Below are 20,971 nucleotides of genomic sequence, written 5' to 3'. Positions count from 1 at the left end.
GCCGGGGCCATGTTGATGACCTCGGCGGCGGCGTCGATCTGCCGCTGAAGCAGGCAGGGGATCCGGGTCTGGCTGGCAGGCAGTGCATACGCCGGGCACCAAGATGACCTCGAGGCGGCCCCGCAGCAAGTGCCGGGTGCGCTGACACCACCAGCTAACACGAGCTGCCACTTCGGCGGGTACCCTGATGTCGAGTCAAATGGGTCGAAGGCGGCCGCCCCTTAGTGTCTAAAGGGTTCGGCGGCCAGAATTTGGCCCGCGACTATAGCTGGGTCGGAATTGATCTGGCATTCCCAGAACCGCATCACGGTCCAGCCCAGCGCCTCGGCGATGGCTGTCGAGTGGGCATCGCGCTCCTGGTTCCGTCGCATCTTCTGGGCCCACAGATCCGCGTTGGGACCGGTCCAGGCCTTCTTGCGCCCATGCTCAGGACAGCCGTGCCAGAAGCACCCGTCGACGAAAACTGCTAGCCGGCGCCTGGGCAGGACGATGTCAGGGGTGCAGCCGGGTGCGAGGCGCCGCTGGACGCGGAATCTACCCCCGGCCGCATGGATCGCCCGCCTGAGCTTGAGCTCCGGCGCAGTGCCGGCCTTCCGGCGGCCGGCGAGGTGGTGCCCCTCCGTGGTGCTGACCCACCTCTCGCCGGCCACAACGAAATCATCCCACCAGCAGCTCCTGGCTCTCCCGGTCCAACTCGGCCTCGAAGGCGAACGCCTCAGGCGACAAAGCATCACCCGTTGGGTTCAGCGGGGCGTCCAGGACCGCCCGGACGAGGGCTCTGGGGAGGTCGTCTTGGTCGCGCTCCACGTGGGCGCGGAAGACGTACCAGGCGGCGCCGGCGGCGACACCATTGCCTACCTGTTTGTAGGACAGCGCCTCGCGGGCGTTCGCGAAGTCGAACCACCGCGGGAGGCCCTGGAGCCTGGCCGCCTCGTGTGGGGTGATCTTCCGCCGCCGCTTTCCGACGATTGATGTCTGGGTGATGGCCACGAGGGCGGGCACGTACGTGGGCGCCTTGGCGCGGATACCTGAAGGCCGGAAGTGCATCACGGTCTCCCATAACGACGTGGCGTCCTGCGCCTGCCACTCGAGCTTGCGTCGTGAGGGAGGGAACTGGTTGAAGTTGGGGTTGGCGGTACGCCAGGCCGTGATGATGTCGCGGTGCTGGTCGTAGAACCGGGCGTTCTTGATCAGGAAGTCGGCCTTCCACGGGGGAAGGAGGTCGAGTTCGTTCGGGTTGAGCGAGCTCTCCGGGACCCAGGCGTCGGCCCACAGCGGGAACCCAGGCAGCCGCTCACCTCGGTACGCCCACATCCTTTGGACGAGGTCGTCCCAGACGTTGATCCACTCGGTCTCGGGCTTGGTCTCGGCGGTGGTGAGCCTGTATCGGTCGATGTTCTCGATGTCCGCGTCGTCGTCGAGGACCCACTCAACGTCCCAGTTCCGGGGGTCCCAGCCGTTGACCGGCCCGCGGGTGAGGGTCGGGGGGACGTCGCCCCGTGTCTTGATCTCCTCCTTGACGCGCTCTGGTCCGATGTAGGTGCCCAGGATGAAGACACGCTCGCGGACCTGTGGTGTCCCGCCCATCGATGGCGGCAGGAAGTGTGGGGAGAAGACCGTCGGCTTAGAGGACACGCGGTACCCGAGCTCGCGCAGCGTATCGATGATCACGTCCCACTCGTGCCTGTGCCGCGGCCCTACCAGGTTGCGCACGTTCTCAAGCAGGATTACCGGTGGGTGGCGCTCCTCGAGGATCCGGGCGATGTTCCAGAACAGGGTTCCGCGAGCCTCCTCCATCCCGTGCTGGTGGCCTGACTTCGAGAACGGCTGACAGGGAAAACCTGCCGCAAGGACGCCAAAATTTTCAGGAAAGTCGGGGTCAAGACCCTCATCCGGGGTAGCCAGGTTGATGTCTGTGTTGATAGTCGGACGCATCTTCTCCGGTAGCGGCGTCACCCAGTTATGGACGTAGGTGCTGCGGGCCGCGTCGTCAATTTCCGAGACGTAGACGCACCGGCCCCCCGCATGGCTCAGCACCGAGTGGAAGCCGCCGATACCTGCGAACAGGTCAACAAATGTGAAGGGCGCCGAGGCGGTGGTCATGCTCACGAGCTTAGCTGAGCTCTCAGCTATCTCCAAGCGTGTTGACGTCTTCGATTCCGTACCGGTAGTTCTAGCCATGGCTCCCAGCCCAAGGTCCAGCGCAGACGCGCACGTGCGGTTGCTTCAGTCCGCAACTCTCGCACCTGGCACCGACATGCTGAGCATGCGGCACGTCATACCCCATCACCGACAGGCAGCCAGCAGCCTCGTCCATACGAGCAAGTAGGCAGGAACGCATGTCCGTGCAGCACACGCCGATGATCCGTGGGCACAAGGTGAACCGTCCCACGAAGAAGACGGACCTTCCAAAGCGCATCACCGACACCCTCGACATAGACATGCCGAAGGTGTCTACGGGCGGGTCTGTCGAAGGCGCGTTCCTCGACGCCATCCAACAGGCTCGCACCGGTGCGCCGACAGGCGGCCGCGACACGTACCGAAAGGCAGAGCAAGTGCTCGAGACACTCGGGCTGACCTACGACCCCTTCTGGGACACGAGCGAAGCCGCCCCCAAGGGCGGAGGAACCGTCACCGCGCGGGCCTACTCACGGATCTGGTGCGCCCTGACAGGCGTCCCCCGATGCTTCATCCTCAACCGCACAGATGGCCCTGTGGGAACTGGGCACGAGGCCGACGAGAGGCACTATCGCTATGACAACGAAGGCACCGGCCGGCAGGCACTAAACGACGCAGGGCCAGGCTCGCGAGTCATCATCTGCAGCACCTCCAAGACAGAGAACCCCGACGCGCTCGTTGCGCATGCCACGGTCGAGTACATCGCACCTGGCTGGGAGGGCCCATGGGACGCCCAGCTCGCCGACTACGTGCCCTTCGAAGTCCCCGTCCCCCGGGAAGACGTCCACATCGACGGGCAAAACCCCCAGCACACCATCACCGAGATCGCCTGGGAGACTTACGCGGCCATCGTCACCGCCGGGACCGGGAGCACGCCACCAGACCATCCGCTCGCTGCGGCCGACCCAGGCGCGCTGGTCGCGGTTCAGCGCGTCATCTCCGAGAACCCTGTCACCGAAACCGGCGTCGTGGACGTTGACTTTGACGCTGCCCTCCCAGACGCCCTTCCGCTCGGCCGCCTTGGAGGCACGGAGCTTGAGCTGCCGGAGTACGCCGAGGACGAAGACGGGCGGCTGGAGAACGCCCGCAACGTGGCCGATGAACCTCGCCCAACGCGAGACCCGCGCGCCGACAGTCTCGCAGAGAAGCGCGCCGTCGAGATCGCGCAGGCCTTCATGAAGAAGGGTGGATGGGACTTCCGGGCCGACAGGCAACGGGACGGCGTGGGCTATGACCTCGAGTACGAGAAGGACGGCCGCGTCCTGCATGTCGAGGTCAAGGGCATCCAGGGTGGGCAGACGGTATTTAACATCACTCCCAAAGAGTGGTGGCGTGCGCAGACGGACGAGACGTTCATCGTCATCGCAGTGACGAGCGTGCTCTCCCCCAAGGACTACGTTGTCAACATCATCACCCGCGCCCAGATCACCGAAGGTAGGCGTGCCGTAGCCAGCTACAGAGTCTGGCCAACCACGTAGTCAGCAGATCGCGGGAAGGACCGCCACGCGCCGGGTGTGGACGTGGGTGGGTTCACTCACCACACCACACCGGCGTGGACCGGTGCACATCCCTGGCTTCACGGCGAGCAAGCCGCGGCCACCGCCACGTCAGTGTGGCCAAGGGGCGGTCCGGCGGTGCCTGGCGGCTCGTTGGAAAGATTGTAGGCGCCGTCGTGCAACGTCAGTGAGGTCTCGTCTTCCCCGTCTGGAGGGCCACGATTGGCCGCTTGTTCGGCGGCGACCCCCATGCAGTGCGGAGCCCCGCCGATTAGTCGAAGTGCCGTTCGTGACTGAAGCCGACCGTCCCTCCTACTAGATCGACCACTTGAAGTGCGCGAGAAGAGTCTGAGACCTCCCGCTCTGGAGAATATCCAGAGCGATGGGATCACCGGCAAGACGTGGCGAACGGACAGTTGCCCGTGCAGGGACCGCGATTGGCAGGAAGTAACCCATGCGGGGCTCGGTGTTGGGGACGACTGCAAGCCATTCCGGCTCCGGCGCTTTTGATTTTATGGGCTCGACGCCCCAAAAATGAAGCAAGGGCCGAAGGGCGACGTCAAGACTTTTCTCATCGCCCGCAGGAATGGTTGCTCCGGGCGTCAGATAGACGTCCGCGTACCCGATGCCTATGCCAGCAAGTACGAAGATGGTGCCGGTGTTCCATTCTCCTACGGCACCTTGGCTGTTGGTTAAACGTACCCGTGCGCTCCGACCGACTGATGACGTGTACTTAATGCTAATTCCGTACCCTGGCGAAAGTTCGAGATCGTACGCTTGGCGGCGTGCGCCAGAATTCTCGACATCAAATCCCAACGAACGTGCTGTAGCTCCGAGAATTTGTTCCACTACGGCGCCGACAATAAATCGGTTCTCAAAGGGGCCGGTGTCGTAGCGGCGGAAACACTCTTGGATGGCTGCGGTAAGTTCGGCTTGGATGGACGAGTTGCTTTTTAGGGCAGCGAAGAACTCGCGCGCGAATGTTCGGGCGGGTTGTAAGTGGCCCGGTGGGACGTCCGCGAGGCCTGCGGGGCTGCTGGTCGGAACAGATCCAACACAACCATTGCTGAAAAGAGTGTCCTGAGTCACGTGACCAGGCTACGCCACTGTGTCGATCCGGTCTGGCGGCGAATGAGGCGTAAGGGGCTGCAGAACGCTGTGCGATTTATCCGGTTCCGTCTGTGATGCACAAACGCTCTAGCCGGAACTTGCGCAAGGCCGCGCATTGGCGGGACCGACCGGGCGCGGAATGTTGCCCTCCGTGACAAGTTCCCGCTCGGATGTGGCTTGACTAGGGCGCCGCCTGCGCACCCGAGCTCGCCGGCAACTGGGCGCATGGAGCGAGTGGTCATACATTGCGACATGGCTGACGTGCTCCGCGCCCAAGAAGCTCCACTGGGGGTGCCGAGGACCCGGCGGCGGGACTTGCGCCGCTTAGTAAGCTGCAAGCGCGCTCCGTGGACACCAACACTGAACTTCCAGCGAGGAGTGCACCAGCCACTTAACGTCACATGTCGTCCGAACGCATAGACTGGCCCGCGCTTGCACGAAGATGGCTGCACCCAGTGACCATCCGGGCTGATGAGGAGCGACGACTTGATTGAGTCCACGGTGGATGAAGCACAAGACAGCGAGCGGGCGGATCTCGAGATGGCGGTCGCCGAGCAGCTTGCGCTGCTCTCAGAACCGGTTGAGGTGCCATCCGAGTTCGAGCCTCTGGGCAGCGGCTTCCGCCCCGAGGACGTCGACTTCGCCTCGCCGGCTTGGATGAGCTCGGTCGCCACCGTGCAGGGATGGCTCCGGCTCCGCGAGCCCCTTGAGTTGACCAAATCCGAAGATTTCCTGAGGGCGCTGGCCCGAGGACTGGGCTTTGAGCAGCCGGATGAGGCGGTCGATTCGGTCGATGGGCACGTGCACCTGTCGGACGCCGGCCTCGAGCGGCTGCGGGAGCGTGCTGAGCGCGCGGTGGAGCTGCAGAAGGTGTTCGTCGAGGACCTCGAGGCTGAGGGGGGCGCTATCGGGGCAGCCACAGGTCGATGGGTCGAGGCATGGGAGGAGGCGCCCGAGGAGGAGGAGGAAAGCAGTGGTCCTGTCACCGCTAAGGCGCAGATCTGGCCAATCCAAGAATTCAGTGACAAGGCGGAAGAGGGAAAGCTAAACCTCAGCCCGTCCTACCAGCGCGGCGACGTCTGGCCCACCAAGGACTCGCAGATGCTGATCGAGTCGATCCTTCGCGGGATCCCCTTGCCGTCCGTCATCGTCTTGAAGCCCCAAGATCAGTTCGAGGCGCCTTTCGAGGTGGTTGACGGTAAGCAGCGGCTCACGGCGATCCTGCGGTTCATCGGCCGGCACCCGCGCGCTCTCGAGGTCGTCAAGGAAGCGAATGCTGAGCACGAGGGGACGGACCTTGTCTCCCTCTTCAGGTCGGACTATCCAGCCTTCCGCAAGGCGTGGAGGAACCTCCGTGGTGAGCAACTCACGGCGTCGAAGGAGCGGGAGTACTACTTCCCGTTCAAGCTTCGGACGAACGCTAAGCCGCTCGAGGGTGACCTGGCGGATCTCCAGGGCAGGTACTACACCGAGATTCGGCGGCGTCCGATCGAGATCGCGGACGATCGCGTAGAAATCCGCCAGGTTTTCGAGCGCGTTTCCGAGTACAAGATTCCCGTCATCGAGTACTCCAAGGCGTCGCGACGCCAGATCCACGAAGTCTTCAACCTCTACAACAAGCAGGGCAAGCACCTGAACGCGGAGGAGATCCGCAACGCCCTGTACCACAACATCGACTTCATGCGGGGCCTTCTTGTAACCGCAGGCGACAGTGCCGCGCTGAACGACGTCGCACCCTTCCTCGTCCGCGCATGGCCCGACCTCGGGGAGATCAGTGAGATCCTGACCGAGTACGGCTTCGGCACGAGCCGATACAGGAGGACGAAGGTGCTCTCGTGGCTCTCCTCGCTCCTCCTGCTCGACTCGCTCGACAACAAGGGCCAACCGAAGCACCAGTCGACGGCCCGGCAGATCGACTCGCTCCTTCAACGCATCGAGAACGATCCCAAGGACCCCTTGCGTGATGAAGCGACAATCAGGGACGCCTTCCTCCTGATGCTCCAAGGCATGCGCGCACATGCGGCCGTCGACGAGGCGTGGGACCCGAAGTTCAAGGACACCAAACAGGGTGCGAAGTGGCAGGAGCTGCAGCTGGTCGGCAGCCTTCTCGGCGTTGTGATCGGCGCTAGCGTGCTTGGCGAGGAGACCGAGGACCGCCTAGAGGCCGCGGCGCCAGCCCTGCGAAAGAAGACCGCCACCAAGGAGTGGCGGCGCCCGGCAAAGACGCAGACAGCGACACAGTGGGAGTACATCGCCAAGATCGCCCTGCTCATCGCCGATGAGCTCGGAGTAGACCGTGATGCGGCGTCCGCCGCGATGACGGAGCGTTTCGGCTACTCCGGCGTAGAGACGCTCAGGGCGGTAAATGGAAATGTCCGAGCTGAGTGAAGGCCACTTCGTGAGCGCGCCTCGCACAGAGAGGGTGCACCTCGCTCCGGTCGATGGCGTCGGTGCCAATGTGGGCTCATGGTGGGACGGCTACCGGGAAGCCCTCGACGCCTCGTCGATGTCTGAGACTTCCAAGACCGTTATCCAGACGGATAGCAAGTACATCTTGCGCATGGGGGTGCTCGGGACGGGGCCTGCGGGCGACGCGTCCTGGCCAGCCTCGCGGGTTCGGCGCGGCCTCGTTATGGGGTCGATCCAGTCCGGGAAGACGGCCTCGATGCTGGGCGTGTCCGCGCTTAGCCTCGACGAGGGCGTCGATGCCGTCGTGGTCCTCGCCGGTACGCGGGTTTCTCTGTGGAAGCAGACATTTGAGCGGCTGCGCACCCAGCTCGACAGCCACGGTGCCGACCTCGATCGAGAGCGGCGGCGGCTGTTGCTGCCGAGCCCGTCAGCCGTGCTCGACGACGGCGGCGACGACGTGCCGCTCTCTCGCCTCTATGCGTTCAACGGTCAACAGGCACGGCGCGCTCTCAGGCAACGGCGGCCGCTAATCGCCGTCGTAATGAAGAACGTCCACCACCTCCAGGCCCTGGCCGAAACGCTGCACCGGCAGCTCATCCCTGCCATCAACAGCGCAGCACGGCCGTTCCACCTTGTTGTGCTCGATGACGAGGCCGACGACGGATCGATCCTCGATGCGCGGGCAGAGAGTGGTCTCGACCCGGCGTTCGCGGACCTCAAGCAAGTTCCTCGGTCGATCGTCGACCTTTGGGAGACGCGCCCGCACGACGGCACATCGGCCTCACCCAATCTTTACGTCACCTACATCGCGTACACCGCGACACCGCAGGCCAACTTCCTCCAGGCGGACTACAACCCACTCGCACCGAAGGATTTCGTGGTTTCGCTGCGCACGCCTTTCGACCAAGGGGGTGTGGAGCCTCGCTCGACGACGTTCCGTGAGCCAGGAGGACTTCGGTCCTTCTACACGGGAGGTGAGGTGTTCTACCGGCGAGTCAAGGAGGCGCCATTGTGCCTCGCAACGGACGGTCAGCCTGACGTGGGCATCGCGGAGTCGGTGCGCGCATTCCTGGTGGCCGGGGCCATCCGCCTCTGGAGGGATGACGGCCGGCTCTTACCCTCCGTAGCGCGGTCAACCTACTTCGCCTCAAGGCAAGAAGCGGCCGCGCGTTCACCGCTACCTCATTCCATGCTCTTCCACCCCTCAGCCGCTATCCAAGACCACTTCGATGCGGCTGCGGGAATTCTTGCGTGGGCGGGAGGTCTCGATCGAGACCAAGCGGTCGCCCGCCTGGACGCGGGCGATCGGTCTTTGCCAGTCGACGCGCTGAGCGCGATGGTGCTCCAGGACGAGGAGCCGTGGGCGGCGTGGCTTGATCACTACCGCCGGTCGGCGCAGGCCGTGCGCGGAGCGTTCGACCTGCCGCACGAACCTGTTGTCCCCGATCGGTCCATGTGGCCGGCCGTAAGGGACCTGCTCCTCCACGAGGTGATCCCCGCGACGCGCCTCTCGATCGTGAACAGCGATCCTCGGGCGGACGACCGCCCTGCGTTTGAGCCGCAGGAGGACGACGGTACTTGGCTTGCTCCGTGCGACCTGTCGACAATCTTCATCTCGGGAAACGTGATGTCCCGCGGCCTGACGCTCGAAGGACTCACGACCACGCTGTTCCTCCGCCACAGCGACGACCCGTACGCCGACACCCAGATGCAGATGCAGCGCTGGTTCGGGTACCGCGGACCACACCTTGAGCTCTGTCGAGTTTTCTTACCAAGTGAGCAGCTCGACCTGTTCCGTGCGTACCACGAGTCCGACGAAGCCCTGCGGCGCGACGTTGTAAAGCTCATGAACGAGCAACTCGGAGAGGCGCCTGATCCGAGGGTGCTTCAAGGCCGCGATTTCATTGCTACCGGCAAGTTGACGAACGTCAGCAACGTGCCCCTCTCTCCCGGGGCGGCGCCGTTCGTGCGGCTCATGAACGACGGCAAGAACGAAGACCCGAATACGCGGCTTCTCGCCGTCGCGTTTGCCAACCGCGCGTCCCACGACGTGGTGGTCAACGACCGCCCTCGTGGGCGCATCCTCGACGAGCCGCTCTCCCTCTCCGAGGCTGCTGAGCTCCTCGATGGCCTGCGGTATGACAATTACCGGCCGGGTCGCGAGGGTTGGCAGGCTTCGCGATGGGCCGCCCTCGAAGCTCACATCGGCCTCGACGCTGCGTCAGACGGCGAGAGACTGCTGCCGCTCTATCGGCCGCCGGAGCCTGACGAAGGTGAGCCCGCGTCCGAAGTACGGAGTGACTGCCCATACGGTCTCGGTGCTTATCTCCGCCTGTGGCACGCAAGCCTGTCCCGGCACGCCCGGGGCCTTGTGGCGACGGACGACCCTCGGACCCCGTGGTCGATGGTGGATCTATCCAAGAAGCAAAGCGAGCAGCCGAAGTTCTACATCGGTATTCGCTACGGCTCTGGCTCGACGATCACGGAGGGGCTCCTCGGTGAGCTGCCGTTCGACGTGCGACCGATGATGCGCGATGTGGTAGACGGACAGCTCGCTGCTACCTGGGGCAGCCGTAACCCCGGCTCAGGTAGTGACCCCTACCTCGGAGATTCATTCTTCGATTACCACGCCCACGAGCAGGTGCCCCCGAAATTCACCGCCGGAGAGGCTCCCTGGCGCCCTGCCGGCGCCCCTGGACTCATCCTCTTCCACGTCATCGAGCGAGGTGAGGGCCTCCATCCCACCACTGCCCTTGGCCTCGCCGTCCCACTCGGAGGCCCTGACCAGTTTGCTGCACGAGGACCGCGATGAAGGCCAGCCCGACCATGACGCCCGATCTAGGCTCGTATGAAGCGCACCTAGAGCTCATAGCCCGCCTCGAGCGGCCGCGGTCAGCGAACGACCGAATTATCACCTGGTGCGACGGGGATGGGGCGCTCGGGATTGCGAGGAGTCCGGAGGGACGGATCGAAATCTTCCTCGCGGGGCCACCCATCGAGCCGAGGTCCAAGATCGTTCGCGAGAACCTCGAGCATCAGTTGTGGTGGCGAGAGGGTAAGGAGGACGCACTCTCCGCGAGCCGGTTGCTGCTACCCGCTGCAGGGCACTTCGATCAGGTCGCAGCGTTCCTGTGCACTGAACTGCTTCGGAACGGCGCCTCGGAAAACCCTGGCCGGGCGTTCTGGAAGGCCGAGCCGGTCATTGAGCTCGCGATCCAGCGGCTTCGGATCGCTGACCGCGCCATCCTCGGCCTGATTGGCGAGCTGCTCCTGCTCGAAGCCCTCGTGCGTGCGGCGCCGCCGAACAAGGTCGCAGCGATTATTGATGCGTGGAAGGGGTACCGCGAGACTGCGCGTGATCTCCAGTTTGGCGGTGTGGGGGTCGAGGTTAAGACGACCACTCGCAGTGCGTCGTCACACTTGATTCAGGGTGTGCATCAAGTTGAGGTCGGTCACGGTGTCGACGGCGCCCCCGAGTCAACGCTTCTCCTACTGAGCGTCGGCATCCAGTGGGCCGGGGTAGGAGCAGACCCCTCGAACACGACGAGTCTTCCGCGACTCGTCGCTGCGATAGTCGACCGAACAAGACAGGCCCTGGAGGTCAGCGCCGAGCCGGTCATCGCCGAGCTGTTGCGACGCATCGCCGAGTACGGCTCATCGGCAGAGATCGGCTACGACCACACGACGATGGCCGACAGTGCCGTTTTCCAGCGGCCGTTCAGGAGCGCATTCGTTCGGTGCTACGACATGGCGGATGACCAAATCCACGTGCTCAGAGGCGACGATGTCCGGGCAAAGCCGAACGTCGACACCGACTCGGTGCGCTATCGGCTCAATCTGCCAGAGCAGGTTCGAGGCGACATCAATCCAACGGTTGGAATGAATGCGTCTGCTAGGCGAGTGCTGGAATTGGCCGACGGTCTATAGAGGCGGTCTCCAGCGCCTGCCCCGACCTTAGCCGCGATCTCCCCGGCACCGGCCTGCCGAGCCTGGCTCCGGTAGGGCTTCGGGTGCGCGGCCGGCCTGGTGTTCCTCGGCAAATCGTCCGCGAGCGGATCCCGCACATCTTCCGACCGCCCCGCGCCGCCGTAGTGGCGCCCGTCTGCTGCGCAGGTGCTGGGGTGGTGCGGGCTCACGCTCAAGCGGTGGACCACCTGGCGGCCGGGTGGCCATCGGCCGAGCGGACTGGGCGCTTTTTGTGGTCGCGCCGACCGCGCTGGGTGGGTTGCGGCGGTGAGCGCCGTGGCGGGAACGCACGTGCGCCCTGCACAGCGTTTCGCCATGCCTCGTGCGGTGCTCGGACTTCGCGGGCGGCCGCCACCGGATTGCGGTACTAGACGCGGCAACGGATGACAACCACACCGGTCTCGCGAGCCCGCGAACGCGGGCACGAACGTCACCGTTTGCGCCGATAGCAAGCCTGGGAGGGGGCCGGCCGACGCGACCGTGACGGCCCTGACGTGGTTGACCGCGCCAAATGTATGCGGTTACATTCGCAGCATCACCTACACGGAGGTCAATGATGACGGTGCAGATCCTGAGCGCTGACGAGGCAGCGGCGCACGTGCGCGACGGCGCCACGATCGGGCTCGCGGCCAACGGCGGCGGCATGCTCGAGCCCACGGCGCTCATCGCCGCGGTCGAGCGGCGGTTCCGGCAGACGGCCTCGCCGCGGGACCTCACGCTCATCCACGCCCTGGGCGTCGGCGACCGCGGCTCGCGGGGCGTCAACGGCTTCGCCCACGAGGGCATGGTCCGCAAGGTCGTGGGCGGGCACTGGACCTGGTCGCCCGCGATGATGCGACTGGCGGCCGAGGAGAAGATCGCCGCCTACGTCATGCCCGCCGGCGTCATCACCCACCTGTACCGGGAGTCCGGCGCCCGTCGGCCCGGCTACGTCACCCGCACCGGCCTGCACACATTCGCCGACCCGCGCCACAAGGGCGGCCGCGCCAACGCCTCCGCCACCGAGGAGCTGGTGGAGGTGCTCGAGCTCGACGGCGAGGAGTACCTGCGCTACCGGCCGTTCCAGGTCGACGTCGCCCTCGTGCGCGGCACCGAGGTGGACTCCCGGGGCAACATCGGCGCCGACGCCGAGCCCGCGATCCTCGACGCCCTCGAGTGCGCCCAGGCCGCCCGCGGCAACGGCGGGATCGTCATCGTGCAGGTCAAGCGGCAGGTGGAGGGCCAGCTCGACCCGCGGAAGGTGTTCCTGCCCGCCGCCCTCGTCGACTACGTCGTCGTCGTGCCCGAGCAGACCCAGACCTACCTCGCCGAGGAGGACCCCGCGCTCTTCGACCCGATCGACCCGACGAGCCTTACGGGCCCGTCCGGCCTGACCGACCCGATCCGCGCCGTCGTCTGCCGCCGCGCCGCGCAGGAGATCAAGGCGGGCGACGTGCTCAACCTCGGCTTCGGCATGAGCGCCGACGTCGGCAAGATCCTCCGCGAGGAGGGCCGCCTCGCCAGCGTCCAGCTCGCCGTCGAGCAGGGCCTCTACAACGGCGAGCCCGAGCTCGGCGACCTGTTCGGCATGGCCACCGGGCCCAGCGCCCGGATCAGCTCCGCCGTCCAGTTCGACATCTTCGCTGGCGGGCTCATCGACGTCACCTGCCTGGGCATGGCCCAGACCGACCGGCGGGGCAACGTCAACGTCTCCGCGTTCGGCGGGAAGGTCATGGGCCCGGGCGGCTTCGTCGACATCAGCCAGAACGCCCGGACGGCCATCTTCTGCGGCGCCTTCACCGCCAAGGGCCTGCGGGTCCACCTCGAGGACGGGCGGCTCGTCATCGACCAGGAGGGCCAGGTGCCCAAGTTCGTCAACGAGGTGGAGGAGGTCACCTACGCCGGCCCCTACGCCGCCGCCCAGGGCCGCCGGGCGCTGTACGTCACCGAGCGGTGCGTCTTCCAGCTCACCGCGGAGGGCTTGGAGCTCATCGAGGTCGCCCCCGGCATCGACATCGAGCGGGACATCCTCGCCCACCTCGACTTCCGGCCCATCATCCGGGACGTCGCCGAGATGCCCGCCGCCTGCTTCGCCCCGCTCACCACCGACCAGCTCGCGCCCGTAGCGTGAGGAGGAGGACCCCATGATCACCACCCAGCACAGCAACCACGTGGTCGTCACCTTCGACCGCGCCGCCAAGCGCAACTCCATGGACCTCGCCGCCTGGACCGAGCTGCGCGAGGCCGTGGAGGCGGCCGCCGAGGACCCCGCCAACCGGGCGATCGTCGTGCGCGGGGACCAGCGGTCCTTCTGCGCCGGCAACGACATCGACGCCATGCGCGCCCTCGACGGACCCCAGGCCGCCAAGGACTACTTCGTCACCGGCATGCTCCCGACCTTCCGGGCCATCGCCGCCTCGCCCCTGCCGGTCGTCACCGTGGTCGAGGGCTCCGCCCTGGGCGGCGGCGTCGAGCTCGTCACCTGGAGCGACATCGTCATCGCCGGACCCGGCGCCACGTTCGGGCTGCCCGAGGCCAAGATCGGCGTGTGGGCCACCGTCTACTTCGGCGCGATGCCCGCGGCGTCGAGCCGGCGGCTCGGCGCCCGCCTCGCGCTCGCCGGCGACGTCATCGGCCACACCGAGGCCAAGGAGCTCGGCCTGGCCACCTACGCCGTCGCGGCCGACGACGTCGAGCCCACGCTCGCCCGCGTCCTCGCCGGGATCGCGGCGGGCGCGCCGGACGCCGTCGCCCGCTCCAAGCGCTGGCTCAACCGCGAGCTGCTCGCCGACGGCGTCGACGCCTCCGCCGCCGCGCTCACCGAGCTCAGCGAGCGCACCCTGCCCGGTGCGGAGTTCGCCGGCCGCATGGCCGACTTCCTCGCCGCGAAGGCCGCCCGCGCCGCCATGAAGGCGGGCGTGCGATGAGCGGGTTCGCCGGCCGCACGGCCATCGTCACCGGGGCCGCGAGCGGCATCGGCCGGGACATCGCCACCGCGCTCGCCGCCGCGGGCGCCGACGTCCTCTTCGTCGACCGCAGCCCCGCGGTGGCCGACGTCGCCGCCGCGGCGCCCGGCACGGCCCTCCAGGCCGACGTCGCCGCCCCCGACTTCCCCGCCCAGCTCCTGGCCTGGCTCGACGGCCGCGGCCTGGACCACCTCGTCACGGCCGCCGGGATCCAGGTCCGCACCGCGGCCGTGGACATCGCCGAGGCCGACTGGGCGCGGCTCCTCGACGTCAACCTCTCCTCCTTCTACCGCACGGTCCGCGCGCTGGTCGGCGCCCTGCGGCGCGGCACCGGCGGCGCTCCGGGCAGCGTGCTCGCCATCTCCTCGATGTCCGCCGACCGGGCCGTCCCCGGCATCGTCCCCTACGGCTCGGTCAAGGCCGCCCTCTCGCACCTGGTCCGCGGGCTCGCCGCCGAGCTGGGCGCGACCGGGCCGCGCATCAACGCGATCGCCCCCGGGTACATCGTCACGGAGATGACCGCCGAGATGCTCGCCCGGCCGGAGAACCACGACCGGATCGTGGCGCGCACACCCATGGGCCGCCTCGGCCAGCCGGTCGACGTCACCGGCCCCGCCCTGTTCCTCCTGTCCGACGCCGCCGGCTTCGTCACCGGGCACACGCTGCCCGTCGACGGCGGCTACGCCCTCGTCTAGGGAGACGCCGTGACCACCACCAGCCTCCGCAGCGCCACGACCGTGGCCCTGCCCCGACCGGACGGCACCCTCGCCGACGTCGAGCTCCTCCCCGCCCCGCAGGGAGCCGACCGGGGCGAGCGGCCTACCTCCCGCGTTGCCTACGCGGCCGCGCACGTCGTCGCCGACCCGCTCACCAGCGCCACCCCGTCCGCGCCCGGCCAGGTCGACTGGGCCGCAACCCTCGCGGTGCGCGAGCGCGTGTGGGCCACCGGGCTCGGCGTCGCCGAGGCGATGGACACCGCGCAGCGCGGCATGGGCCTCACCTGGCCCGACGTGCAGACCCTTGTCGAGGCCTCCCTCGCCCGGTGCGCCGAGCTCTACGGCAGCCCGGACGGGCGCGTCGTCGTCGGCGTGGCCACCGACCAGCTCACCGGGCCCGCAGACCTCGCCGCGGTGACCGACGCCTACCTCGAGCAGCTCGAGTTCGTGGAGTCTCGCGGCGGGACGGCGGTGCTCATGTGCAGCCGCGAGCTCGCCCGGGCCGCCCGCACCCCCGAGGACTACGCCGAGGTGTACTCCACCGTGCTCCGCGCGGCGAGCCGGCCCGTCGTCCTGCACTGGCTCGGCGAGGCCTTCGACCCGCAGCTCGCGGGGTACTGGGGCGGCGGTTCCCTCGACGCCGCGACGGCGGTGGTCCGCGACATCATCACGGACAACGCCGCCCACGTGGCGGGGATCAAGATGTCCCTGCTCGACGCCGGCCGCGAGATCGAGATGCGCCGCGCCCTGCCCGACGGCGTGCGCCTGCTCACCGGCGACGACTACAACTACCTCGACCTCATCCAGGGCGACGACGCCGGCCACAGCGACGCCCTGCTCGGCGCGTTCGCCCTGTGCGCCCCCACCGCCGCCGCGGCCCTGCGCCGCCTCGACGCGGGCGACACCGCCGGCTACCGCGAGCTTCTCGGCCCGACCGTCGAGCTGTCCAGGCACGTGTTCGCCGCCCCGACGAGCTACTACAAGACCGGGGTCGCGTTCGTCTCCTACCTGCAGGGCTACCAGAGCCACCCGAGGATGCTCGGGGGGCTGGAGTCCGGCCGGTCGGTGCTGCACCTGAGCCGCCTGGTCGAGCTCGCCGGGCAGGCGCGCATCCTCATCGACCCGGAGCGCACCGCCCACACCGTGCGCCGCTGGCTGGCCGGGATCGGGGTGGCCTGATGGAGCTGGCGCAGGCGAGCCTCAACGCGTGGACCGTCAAGGACCTGCCGCTCGCGGCGCTGGTCGACGAGGCGCGCGTCCGCGGCTTCGGCGGCATCGCCCCGTGGCTCGAGACCATCGCGCCCGTCGGCGCCGAGACCGCCGGACGGATGATCGCGGAGTCCGGGCTCGCCGTCAGCAGCGTCTGCCGCGGCGGGTTCTTCCCCGCCGCCACCGCAGATGGCCGCCGCCGGGCGGTGGACGAGACCCGCCGCGCGATCGACGTCGCCGCCGCCGTCGGCGCCCCAACCCTCGTCGTCCTGCCCGGTGGGCTGCCGTCCCCCGTGCGCTCGGCCGGCGACTTCGTCGAGCTCGGCGAGGCGCGCCGCCAGGTGGCCGACGGGCTCGCCGCCTGCCTGGACCACGCCCGCGAGGCGGGCGTGCGCCTCGGCCTCGAGCCGCTGCACCCCATGATGGCCGCCGACCGCAGCGTCCTGTGCTCCCTCGGCGAGGCCAACGACCTCATCGAGGAGCTCGACGACGACGCCCTCGGGCTCATCGTCGACGTCTACCACTGCTGGCACGACCACGCCCTCGAGCGCGAGTTCGCCCGCGCCGGCAAGCGGGTGCTGGGGGTGCACCTCTCCGACTGGGTGCTGCCCATCACCGGGCAGCTGTCCAGCCGCGGCATGATCGGCGACGGGTGCATCGACCTGGTCGGCACCATCGACCTCGCCCGGCGCCACGGCTACGCGGGCCTGTTCGAGATCGAGGTGCTCTCCGACCGGTGGTGGGCCGAGGACCCCCGGGACGTCGTCGACGTCGTGGTCGAGCGCTGGTCGACGCTGGCCCCGGTGGCCCCTTAGCGGGGGCCGCGTCCGGACGCCCCCGCGCCTCCGGATGTCCCCGCGGCCATGGGCGTCCCCCCGCCTACGGGCGCGGGGGCGCCGTCGAGTCCCGGACGACGAGCTCGGCGGCCAGCGGCGGCGGGGAGGCGATCGGCTCGCCGGTCATCTTCCGGTGCAGCAGCTCCCAGCCGGCCCGCCCCAGCTCCTCGCGCGGCGTCCGCACGGTCGTCAGCCCGGGCGAGGAGTAGGCGCTGAAGATGATGTCGTCGAAGCCGGTGAGCGAGACGTCCTCCGGCACCCGGATGCCCCGCTGCTCGAGCCGGTGCAGCGCGCCGAGGGCCACGAGGTCGTTGAAGCCGGCGATGGCCGTGGGCGCGTGCTCGAGCGCCGCGTCCGTCGCGTCCCGCCCGGCCTCGATCGTGCCCCCGGCCGGCACCACGATGATCTCCATGCCCAGCTCCGCGGCGTCCCGGGCGGCCTCGAGGCGCACGGAGTTCTGCCACGCGGCCGGTGGCCCAGAGAGGTAGACGACGCGGCGGTGCCCGAGCTCGGCCAGGTGCCGGTAGAGCGCGAACATCCCGCCGCGGTTGTCCACGGTGGCGTCCGCCAGGGCGGTGACCGGGCGGGGGCCGATGAGCATGATGACCGGCTTGGCGTTCGCCGCCAGGTCGTCGAGGTGCTGGTGGTCCTCGCGGGGAGCCACAAGCACCAGGGCGTCGACGAACCGGAGGAGGTCCTCGACGAGGTCCCGCTCGGCGGCCGCGTCCTCCATGGAGTCCGAGACGACCATGCGGTAGCCGGCCTCGGTGCTCGCCCGGCCGATCCCGCGGATGATGTCGTAGAAGTACGGGTTCGACAGGTTCGGCACGACCACGCCCACCGAGCGGGAGCTGCCGGTCGCCAGGCTCCTGGCCATGAGGTCCGGCCGGTACCCGAGCCGTTCGGCGACAGCGAGCACCTGCGCCCGGCGCTCGGGGGTGACCTTGTCGCTGCCGGTCATCGCGCGGCTGACCGTGGCGACGGACACGCCGGCCTCGCGAGCGACGGACCGCGCGGTGACGGACTCGCCCCTCGTCCTGCTCATGCGTTCCTACCTTCGGTGCGGACGAGGCGCCTCGATCGGCTGCCGGGCCTGGGGTCGGCCGGCCGGCACGGCGCATCTGCGTCGTCGCACATGCGTTCTTCCCCTCGTCTTTCGGGCACCGGTCGAGCTGAAACCATCTAAGCACGGGCCGCCGGGCTCCCTGCCGGTCGCCCGGGCTCGGGGTTCCCGGCCTCCCGGCTCCCAGCCGGGCTGCTGCCGCTCAGCCCCGTGCCGGCTGACGCTCGCGGGCGAGCGCCTTCTCGAGCGCGTCGAGGATGACGCCGAGCCCGAACTCGAACTCGTCGCCGAAGTCGTACCCGGGCTGGAGGGCGTGCTCGACCGCCAGCTCGACGAGGTGGGGGTACTCCTCCGGGGAGAACTGCTGCACGATCGCGTTCGTGACCTCCGGGGAGGTGTCCCTGTCGAAGGGGAGGGCGGCCTCCTGCACCGCGAACCCGTAGACATAGCTGTCGACCAGGGCGTAGGCGTGGGCCGCGAGCGGGACCGAGAAACCCCCGCGCCGCAGCGTCCCGACCATCGCGTCGTGGTGGCGCAGCGTCGCGGGGCCGGGGGAGGAACGTGACTCGAGGAGCACGATCGCCCACGGGTGGCGCCGCAGCACCAGCCGGGCCGATTCCGAACGCCGGGTGATCTCCGCACGCCAGTCGCCGCCGACCCTCGGGAGCGCCATCTCGGCGAAGACCATGTCGACGATCCCGTCCAGGATCTCGTTCTTGTTCGCCACGTAGTGGTAGAGCGACATCGGCTTGACGCCGACCTCGCGGGCGAGCGAGCGCATCGTCAGCGCCGCGAGTCCCGACGAGTCGGCGATCCCGACGGCGCAGCGCAGCACCCGCTCGCGGCTGAGGGGCCCCCGTTCCCCCTGGACATCGGCGCTCACAACAACCCCCTCTAGGCAATCCGTACTTAGTACGATACCTTCCCGTACTAAGTACGGTGGGGCGACAGCGCACCACCTTTCCCAGACGGAGCAGCTCATGACCCCGCAGCGGCAGGAAGAGTCAACAGGCGCCGGCGTTCCGGCGGACAACACGATGCGGGCGGTCGTGCGGGAGGAGTACGGCTCCGCCGACGTCCTGCACCTCGCCCTCCTCCCGCGACCGGAGGTCGCCGAGAACGAGGTGCTCCTGCGTGTGCACGCCGCGGGACTCGATCGCGGCGCGTGGCACCTGATGACCGGGCTGCCCTACCTGGGCCGCCTCGCCTTCGGGATCCGCCGGCCCAAGAACCCCGTGCTCGGCCTCGACGCGGCGGGCACCGTCGTCGCCGTCGGTTCCGCGGTGACGCGGTTCGCCGTGGGGGACGAGGTCTACGGCGCCGGCAGGGGGACCTTCGCCGAGTACGCCGTCGCCCGCGAGGACCAGCTGGCGGCCAAGCCCGCGAACCTGTCCTTCGAGCAGGCCGCGGTGGTGCCCGTGTCCGCGTGCACCGCCCTCCACGCCCTGGACGCCGGCCGCGCCGCCAGCGGCCAGAAGGTGCTGGTCATCGGCGCCTCCGGCGGCGTGGGCAGCTACGCCGTCCAGCTCGCGAAGGCGCTCGGCGCGGAGGTCACCGGCGTCGCCAGCACCGCGAAGCTGGACCTGGTGCGCTCCCTCGGCGCCGACCACGTCATCGACTACACCCGCGAGGACTTCGCCGACGGCGCCCGCCGCTACGACCTCATCCTCGACATCGCGGGCAACCCGACACTGTCGCGGCTCCGCCGCGCCCTCACACCCACCGGGACCGTGGTCATCACCGGCGGGGAGGACGGCGGCAACCTCACCGGCGGCATGAACAGGCAGCTGCGGGCCCTGGCGCTGTCGGTGTTCGTGCGCCAGCACCTGACGATGTTCATCGCCAACGTGAAATCCGCCGACCTCGAGCGGCTCACCGCCCTCATCGAGGCCGGCTCGGTCACGCCGGCGCTCGAGGCGACCTACCCGCTGGACCGGGCACCGGAGGCCATGCGGCACCTCGTCGCCGGCAAGGTGCGGGGCAAGGTCGCCGTCACCGTCTGAGCCGCCGCGCGCTCGCACACACTCCCACCGCACGATGGAGGAACCGATGATGATCACCATCCATCCGGACCGGTCCATCCGCTCGGCCAGCCTCGTCGCCGGGGCCGGGCTCCTGGCGCTCGCCGTCCTGGCCGCGTTCGCCAACTTCGTCGTCCTCGAGGGGCTCGTCACGCCGGGAGACGCCACCGCCACCGCCGAGGCGATCACGAGCTCCGAGGGCCTGTTCCGTGCGGGCGTCGCCAGCCTGTACGTGGTGGCCGTGCTCGACGTCGTCGTCGCGGTCGCGCTGGGCGAGGTCTTCGCGGCGGTCAGCCCGCGGGTCTCCGTGCTCGCCGCCGGGTTCCGCGGGGCCTACGCAGTGGTGCTTCTGGTGGCGATCAGCCACCTCAGCGCCGTCCCGCCCCTCTCCGGCGACGCCGACCGGACCCTGGCGCAGGTCGAGGCCTTCCGAAGCATCTGGGGCGTCAGCTTCCTCTTCTTCGGTGCCCACCTGCTGCTGATCGGCTATCTGGCGTACCGATCGGGCTTCGTGCCCAGGGTCGTCGCCGTGCTGGTGGCGATCAACGGGCTCGGCTACCTGACTGACCTCCTAGGTACGGCGCTCGTGCCGGGCTACTCGATCACCGTCGCCAACGTGACGTTCGTGGGTGAGGTCGCGCTCATGCTCTGGCTGCTGATCCAGGGCCGTCGCACCACCGTGACCGCAACGGTCGCTCCCACGGCCGGCGAGCCGCTCCCGCTGGTCCCATGACGGCGGCCCGTCCTGCCGTGGGCGGGGCGCCGCCTGGGCGAGACCTCTCAGCTCGGGCCCTTGGGAGTCCACGGGCCAGGTCGAGGCGTGGCGTGCCTCGGTGACCTTCCAGGACGGCCTCGAGAAGATGCGCGAGCTGCTTGCGAGCTTCGAGCCGCACACCCTGGACCGAGCCGCCGTCGCGGGCGACGAGCTCGGCCGCGCCATCTGAGGATGGAAGCCCCCACGGGTGAGGTCACAGGCCGAGGCCAGGTCGACGGATCTTGGCACCACCCCGACGGCCGTACCG

General features: G+C 68.6%; 16 protein-coding genes. 11 read left to right on the top strand and 5 right to left on the bottom strand.

Annotation, left to right across the window (positions count from 1 at the left end; genetic code table 11):
• Nucleotides 1–221: 221 nt before the first annotated feature.
• Both EJK16_RS00145 and dcm read right to left on the bottom strand, forming a co-directional pair.
• On the bottom strand, nucleotides 222–731 hold the full coding sequence (locus EJK16_RS00145; protein ID WP_127125134.1) for a very short patch repair endonuclease: 510 nt from the start codon (nucleotides 729–731) through the stop codon (nucleotides 222–224).
• Nucleotides 658–2,103: a DNA (cytosine-5-)-methyltransferase gene (dcm, locus tag EJK16_RS00140; protein ID WP_127125132.1), complete on the bottom strand. Its 1,446-nt coding sequence runs from the start codon at nucleotides 2,101–2,103 to the stop codon at nucleotides 658–660. The genes EJK16_RS00145 and dcm overlap by 74 nt, the downstream gene beginning before the upstream one ends.
• 236 nt (nucleotides 2,104–2,339) lie before the next feature.
• Between dcm and EJK16_RS00135 the strand changes: the two genes are divergently transcribed.
• Nucleotides 2,340–3,656 (top strand): DUF3883 domain-containing protein, encoded by a 1,317-nt coding sequence (locus EJK16_RS00135; protein ID WP_127125130.1) that lies wholly within the window; start codon nucleotides 2,340–2,342, stop codon nucleotides 3,654–3,656.
• Between the two features lie 333 nt (nucleotides 3,657–3,989).
• Here the strand turns inward: EJK16_RS00135 and EJK16_RS00130 are convergent, their stop codons facing one another.
• Entirely contained in the window at nucleotides 3,990–4,763 is a 774-nt protein-coding gene (locus EJK16_RS00130; RefSeq protein ID WP_127125128.1) for a hypothetical protein, read from the bottom strand.
• Nucleotides 4,764–5,255: 492 nt separating this feature from the next.
• On the opposite strand from EJK16_RS00130, the gene EJK16_RS00125 reads away from it, so the two are divergent.
• The 8 genes from EJK16_RS00125 (at nucleotide 5,256) to EJK16_RS00090 (ending at nucleotide 16,844) form a co-directional block, all read left to right on the top strand.
• The gene (locus EJK16_RS00125) at nucleotides 5,256–7,172 is read left to right on the top strand and encodes a DUF262 domain-containing protein (protein WP_127125126.1); all 1,917 of its coding nucleotides are present in this window, start codon (nucleotides 5,256–5,258) and stop codon (nucleotides 7,170–7,172) included.
• Nucleotides 7,150–10,005, top strand: a complete 2,856-nt coding sequence (locus EJK16_RS00120; protein WP_127125124.1) for a Z1 domain-containing protein — start codon at nucleotides 7,150–7,152, stop codon at nucleotides 10,003–10,005. The genes EJK16_RS00125 and EJK16_RS00120 overlap by 23 nt, the downstream gene beginning before the upstream one ends.
• A complete protein-coding gene (locus EJK16_RS00115; RefSeq protein WP_127125122.1) occupies nucleotides 10,002–11,120 on the top strand; it encodes a PD-(D/E)XK motif protein in 1,119 nt (372 codons plus the stop codon). Before EJK16_RS00120 ends, EJK16_RS00115 begins: the two co-directional genes overlap by 4 nt.
• A gap of 595 nt (nucleotides 11,121–11,715) precedes the next feature.
• On the top strand, nucleotides 11,716–13,269 hold the full coding sequence (locus EJK16_RS00110; protein ID WP_205739532.1) for an acyl CoA:acetate/3-ketoacid CoA transferase: 1,554 nt from the start codon (nucleotides 11,716–11,718) through the stop codon (nucleotides 13,267–13,269).
• Nucleotides 13,270–13,282: 13 nt separating this feature from the next.
• On the top strand, nucleotides 13,283–14,065 hold the full coding sequence (locus EJK16_RS00105) for an enoyl-CoA hydratase/isomerase family protein (RefSeq protein WP_127125120.1): 783 nt from the start codon (nucleotides 13,283–13,285) through the stop codon (nucleotides 14,063–14,065).
• Nucleotides 14,062–14,799 carry an SDR family NAD(P)-dependent oxidoreductase gene (locus EJK16_RS00100; RefSeq protein WP_127125118.1) on the top strand — a complete coding sequence of 246 codons (738 nt, stop codon included), beginning with the start codon at nucleotides 14,062–14,064 and terminating at the stop codon, nucleotides 14,797–14,799. The genes EJK16_RS00105 and EJK16_RS00100 overlap by 4 nt, the downstream gene beginning before the upstream one ends.
• Before the next feature lie 9 nt (nucleotides 14,800–14,808).
• Nucleotides 14,809–15,999 carry a DUF993 family protein gene (locus EJK16_RS00095; RefSeq protein WP_205739531.1) on the top strand — a complete coding sequence of 397 codons (1,191 nt, stop codon included), beginning with the start codon at nucleotides 14,809–14,811 and terminating at the stop codon, nucleotides 15,997–15,999.
• Nucleotides 15,999–16,844 carry a sugar phosphate isomerase/epimerase gene (locus EJK16_RS00090; RefSeq protein WP_127125116.1) on the top strand — a complete coding sequence of 282 codons (846 nt, stop codon included), beginning with the start codon at nucleotides 15,999–16,001 and terminating at the stop codon, nucleotides 16,842–16,844. Before EJK16_RS00095 ends, EJK16_RS00090 begins: the two co-directional genes overlap by 1 nt.
• 64 nt (nucleotides 16,845–16,908) lie before the next feature.
• Here EJK16_RS00090 and EJK16_RS00085 read toward each other — a convergent pair whose 3' ends face one another.
• Together EJK16_RS00085 and EJK16_RS00080 are read right to left on the bottom strand one after the other, a co-directional pair.
• On the bottom strand, nucleotides 16,909–17,910 hold the full coding sequence (locus EJK16_RS00085; RefSeq protein ID WP_127125114.1) for a LacI family DNA-binding transcriptional regulator: 1,002 nt from the start codon (nucleotides 17,908–17,910) through the stop codon (nucleotides 16,909–16,911).
• A gap of 220 nt (nucleotides 17,911–18,130) precedes the next feature.
• On the bottom strand, nucleotides 18,131–18,811 hold the full coding sequence (locus tag EJK16_RS00080) for a TetR/AcrR family transcriptional regulator (protein WP_240645685.1): 681 nt from the start codon (nucleotides 18,809–18,811) through the stop codon (nucleotides 18,131–18,133).
• A gap of 97 nt (nucleotides 18,812–18,908) precedes the next feature.
• On the opposite strand from EJK16_RS00080, the gene EJK16_RS00075 reads away from it, so the two are divergent.
• Together EJK16_RS00075 and EJK16_RS00070 are read left to right on the top strand one after the other, a co-directional pair.
• Nucleotides 18,909–19,931 (top strand): NAD(P)-dependent alcohol dehydrogenase, encoded by a 1,023-nt coding sequence (locus tag EJK16_RS00075; RefSeq protein WP_240645684.1) that lies wholly within the window; start codon nucleotides 18,909–18,911, stop codon nucleotides 19,929–19,931.
• 49 nt (nucleotides 19,932–19,980) lie between these two features.
• Complete coding sequence (locus tag EJK16_RS00070) at nucleotides 19,981–20,682, top strand: DUF4386 domain-containing protein (protein ID WP_205739530.1); 702 nt, start codon at nucleotides 19,981–19,983, stop codon at nucleotides 20,680–20,682.
• Nucleotides 20,683–20,971: the final 289 nt, after the last annotated feature.

Source organism: Georgenia sp. SYP-B2076 (assembly GCF_003991205.1).
GTDB lineage: Bacteria > Actinomycetota > Actinomycetes > Actinomycetales > Actinomycetaceae > Georgenia.
Note: the sequence above shows the minus strand (reverse complement) of the source record. Positions and strands in the feature narration are given on the sequence as shown.

Bases quoted from the DNA above. Each gene is read 5' to 3' on its own strand.
- EJK16_RS00125 (WP_127125126.1), top strand. From the start codon at position 5,256: ATGAGGAGCGACGACTTGATTGAGTCCACGGTGGATGAAGCACAAGAC.
- EJK16_RS00105 (WP_127125120.1), top strand. From the start codon at position 13,283: ATGATCACCACCCAGCACAGCAACCACGTGGTCGTCACCTTCGACCGC.
- EJK16_RS00090 (WP_127125116.1), top strand. From the start codon at position 15,999: ATGGAGCTGGCGCAGGCGAGCCTCAACGCGTGGACCGTCAAGGACCTG.
- EJK16_RS00145 (WP_127125134.1), bottom strand. From the start codon at position 731: ATGCTTTGTCGCCTGAGGCGTTCGCCTTCGAGGCCGAGTTGGACCGGG.
- EJK16_RS00135 (WP_127125130.1), top strand. From the start codon at position 2,340: ATGTCCGTGCAGCACACGCCGATGATCCGTGGGCACAAGGTGAACCGT.
- EJK16_RS00070 (WP_205739530.1), top strand. From the start codon at position 19,981: ATGATCACCATCCATCCGGACCGGTCCATCCGCTCGGCCAGCCTCGTC.
- EJK16_RS00120 (WP_127125124.1), top strand. From the start codon at position 7,150: ATGGAAATGTCCGAGCTGAGTGAAGGCCACTTCGTGAGCGCGCCTCGC.
- EJK16_RS00075 (WP_240645684.1), top strand. From the start codon at position 18,909: ATGACCCCGCAGCGGCAGGAAGAGTCAACAGGCGCCGGCGTTCCGGCG.
- EJK16_RS00085 (WP_127125114.1), bottom strand. From the start codon at position 17,910: ATGAGCAGGACGAGGGGCGAGTCCGTCACCGCGCGGTCCGTCGCTCGC.
- EJK16_RS00100 (WP_127125118.1), top strand. From the start codon at position 14,062: ATGAGCGGGTTCGCCGGCCGCACGGCCATCGTCACCGGGGCCGCGAGC.
- EJK16_RS00110 (WP_205739532.1), top strand. From the start codon at position 11,716: ATGACGGTGCAGATCCTGAGCGCTGACGAGGCAGCGGCGCACGTGCGC.
- dcm (WP_127125132.1), bottom strand. From the start codon at position 2,103: ATGACCACCGCCTCGGCGCCCTTCACATTTGTTGACCTGTTCGCAGGT.
- EJK16_RS00115 (WP_127125122.1), top strand. From the start codon at position 10,002: ATGAAGGCCAGCCCGACCATGACGCCCGATCTAGGCTCGTATGAAGCG.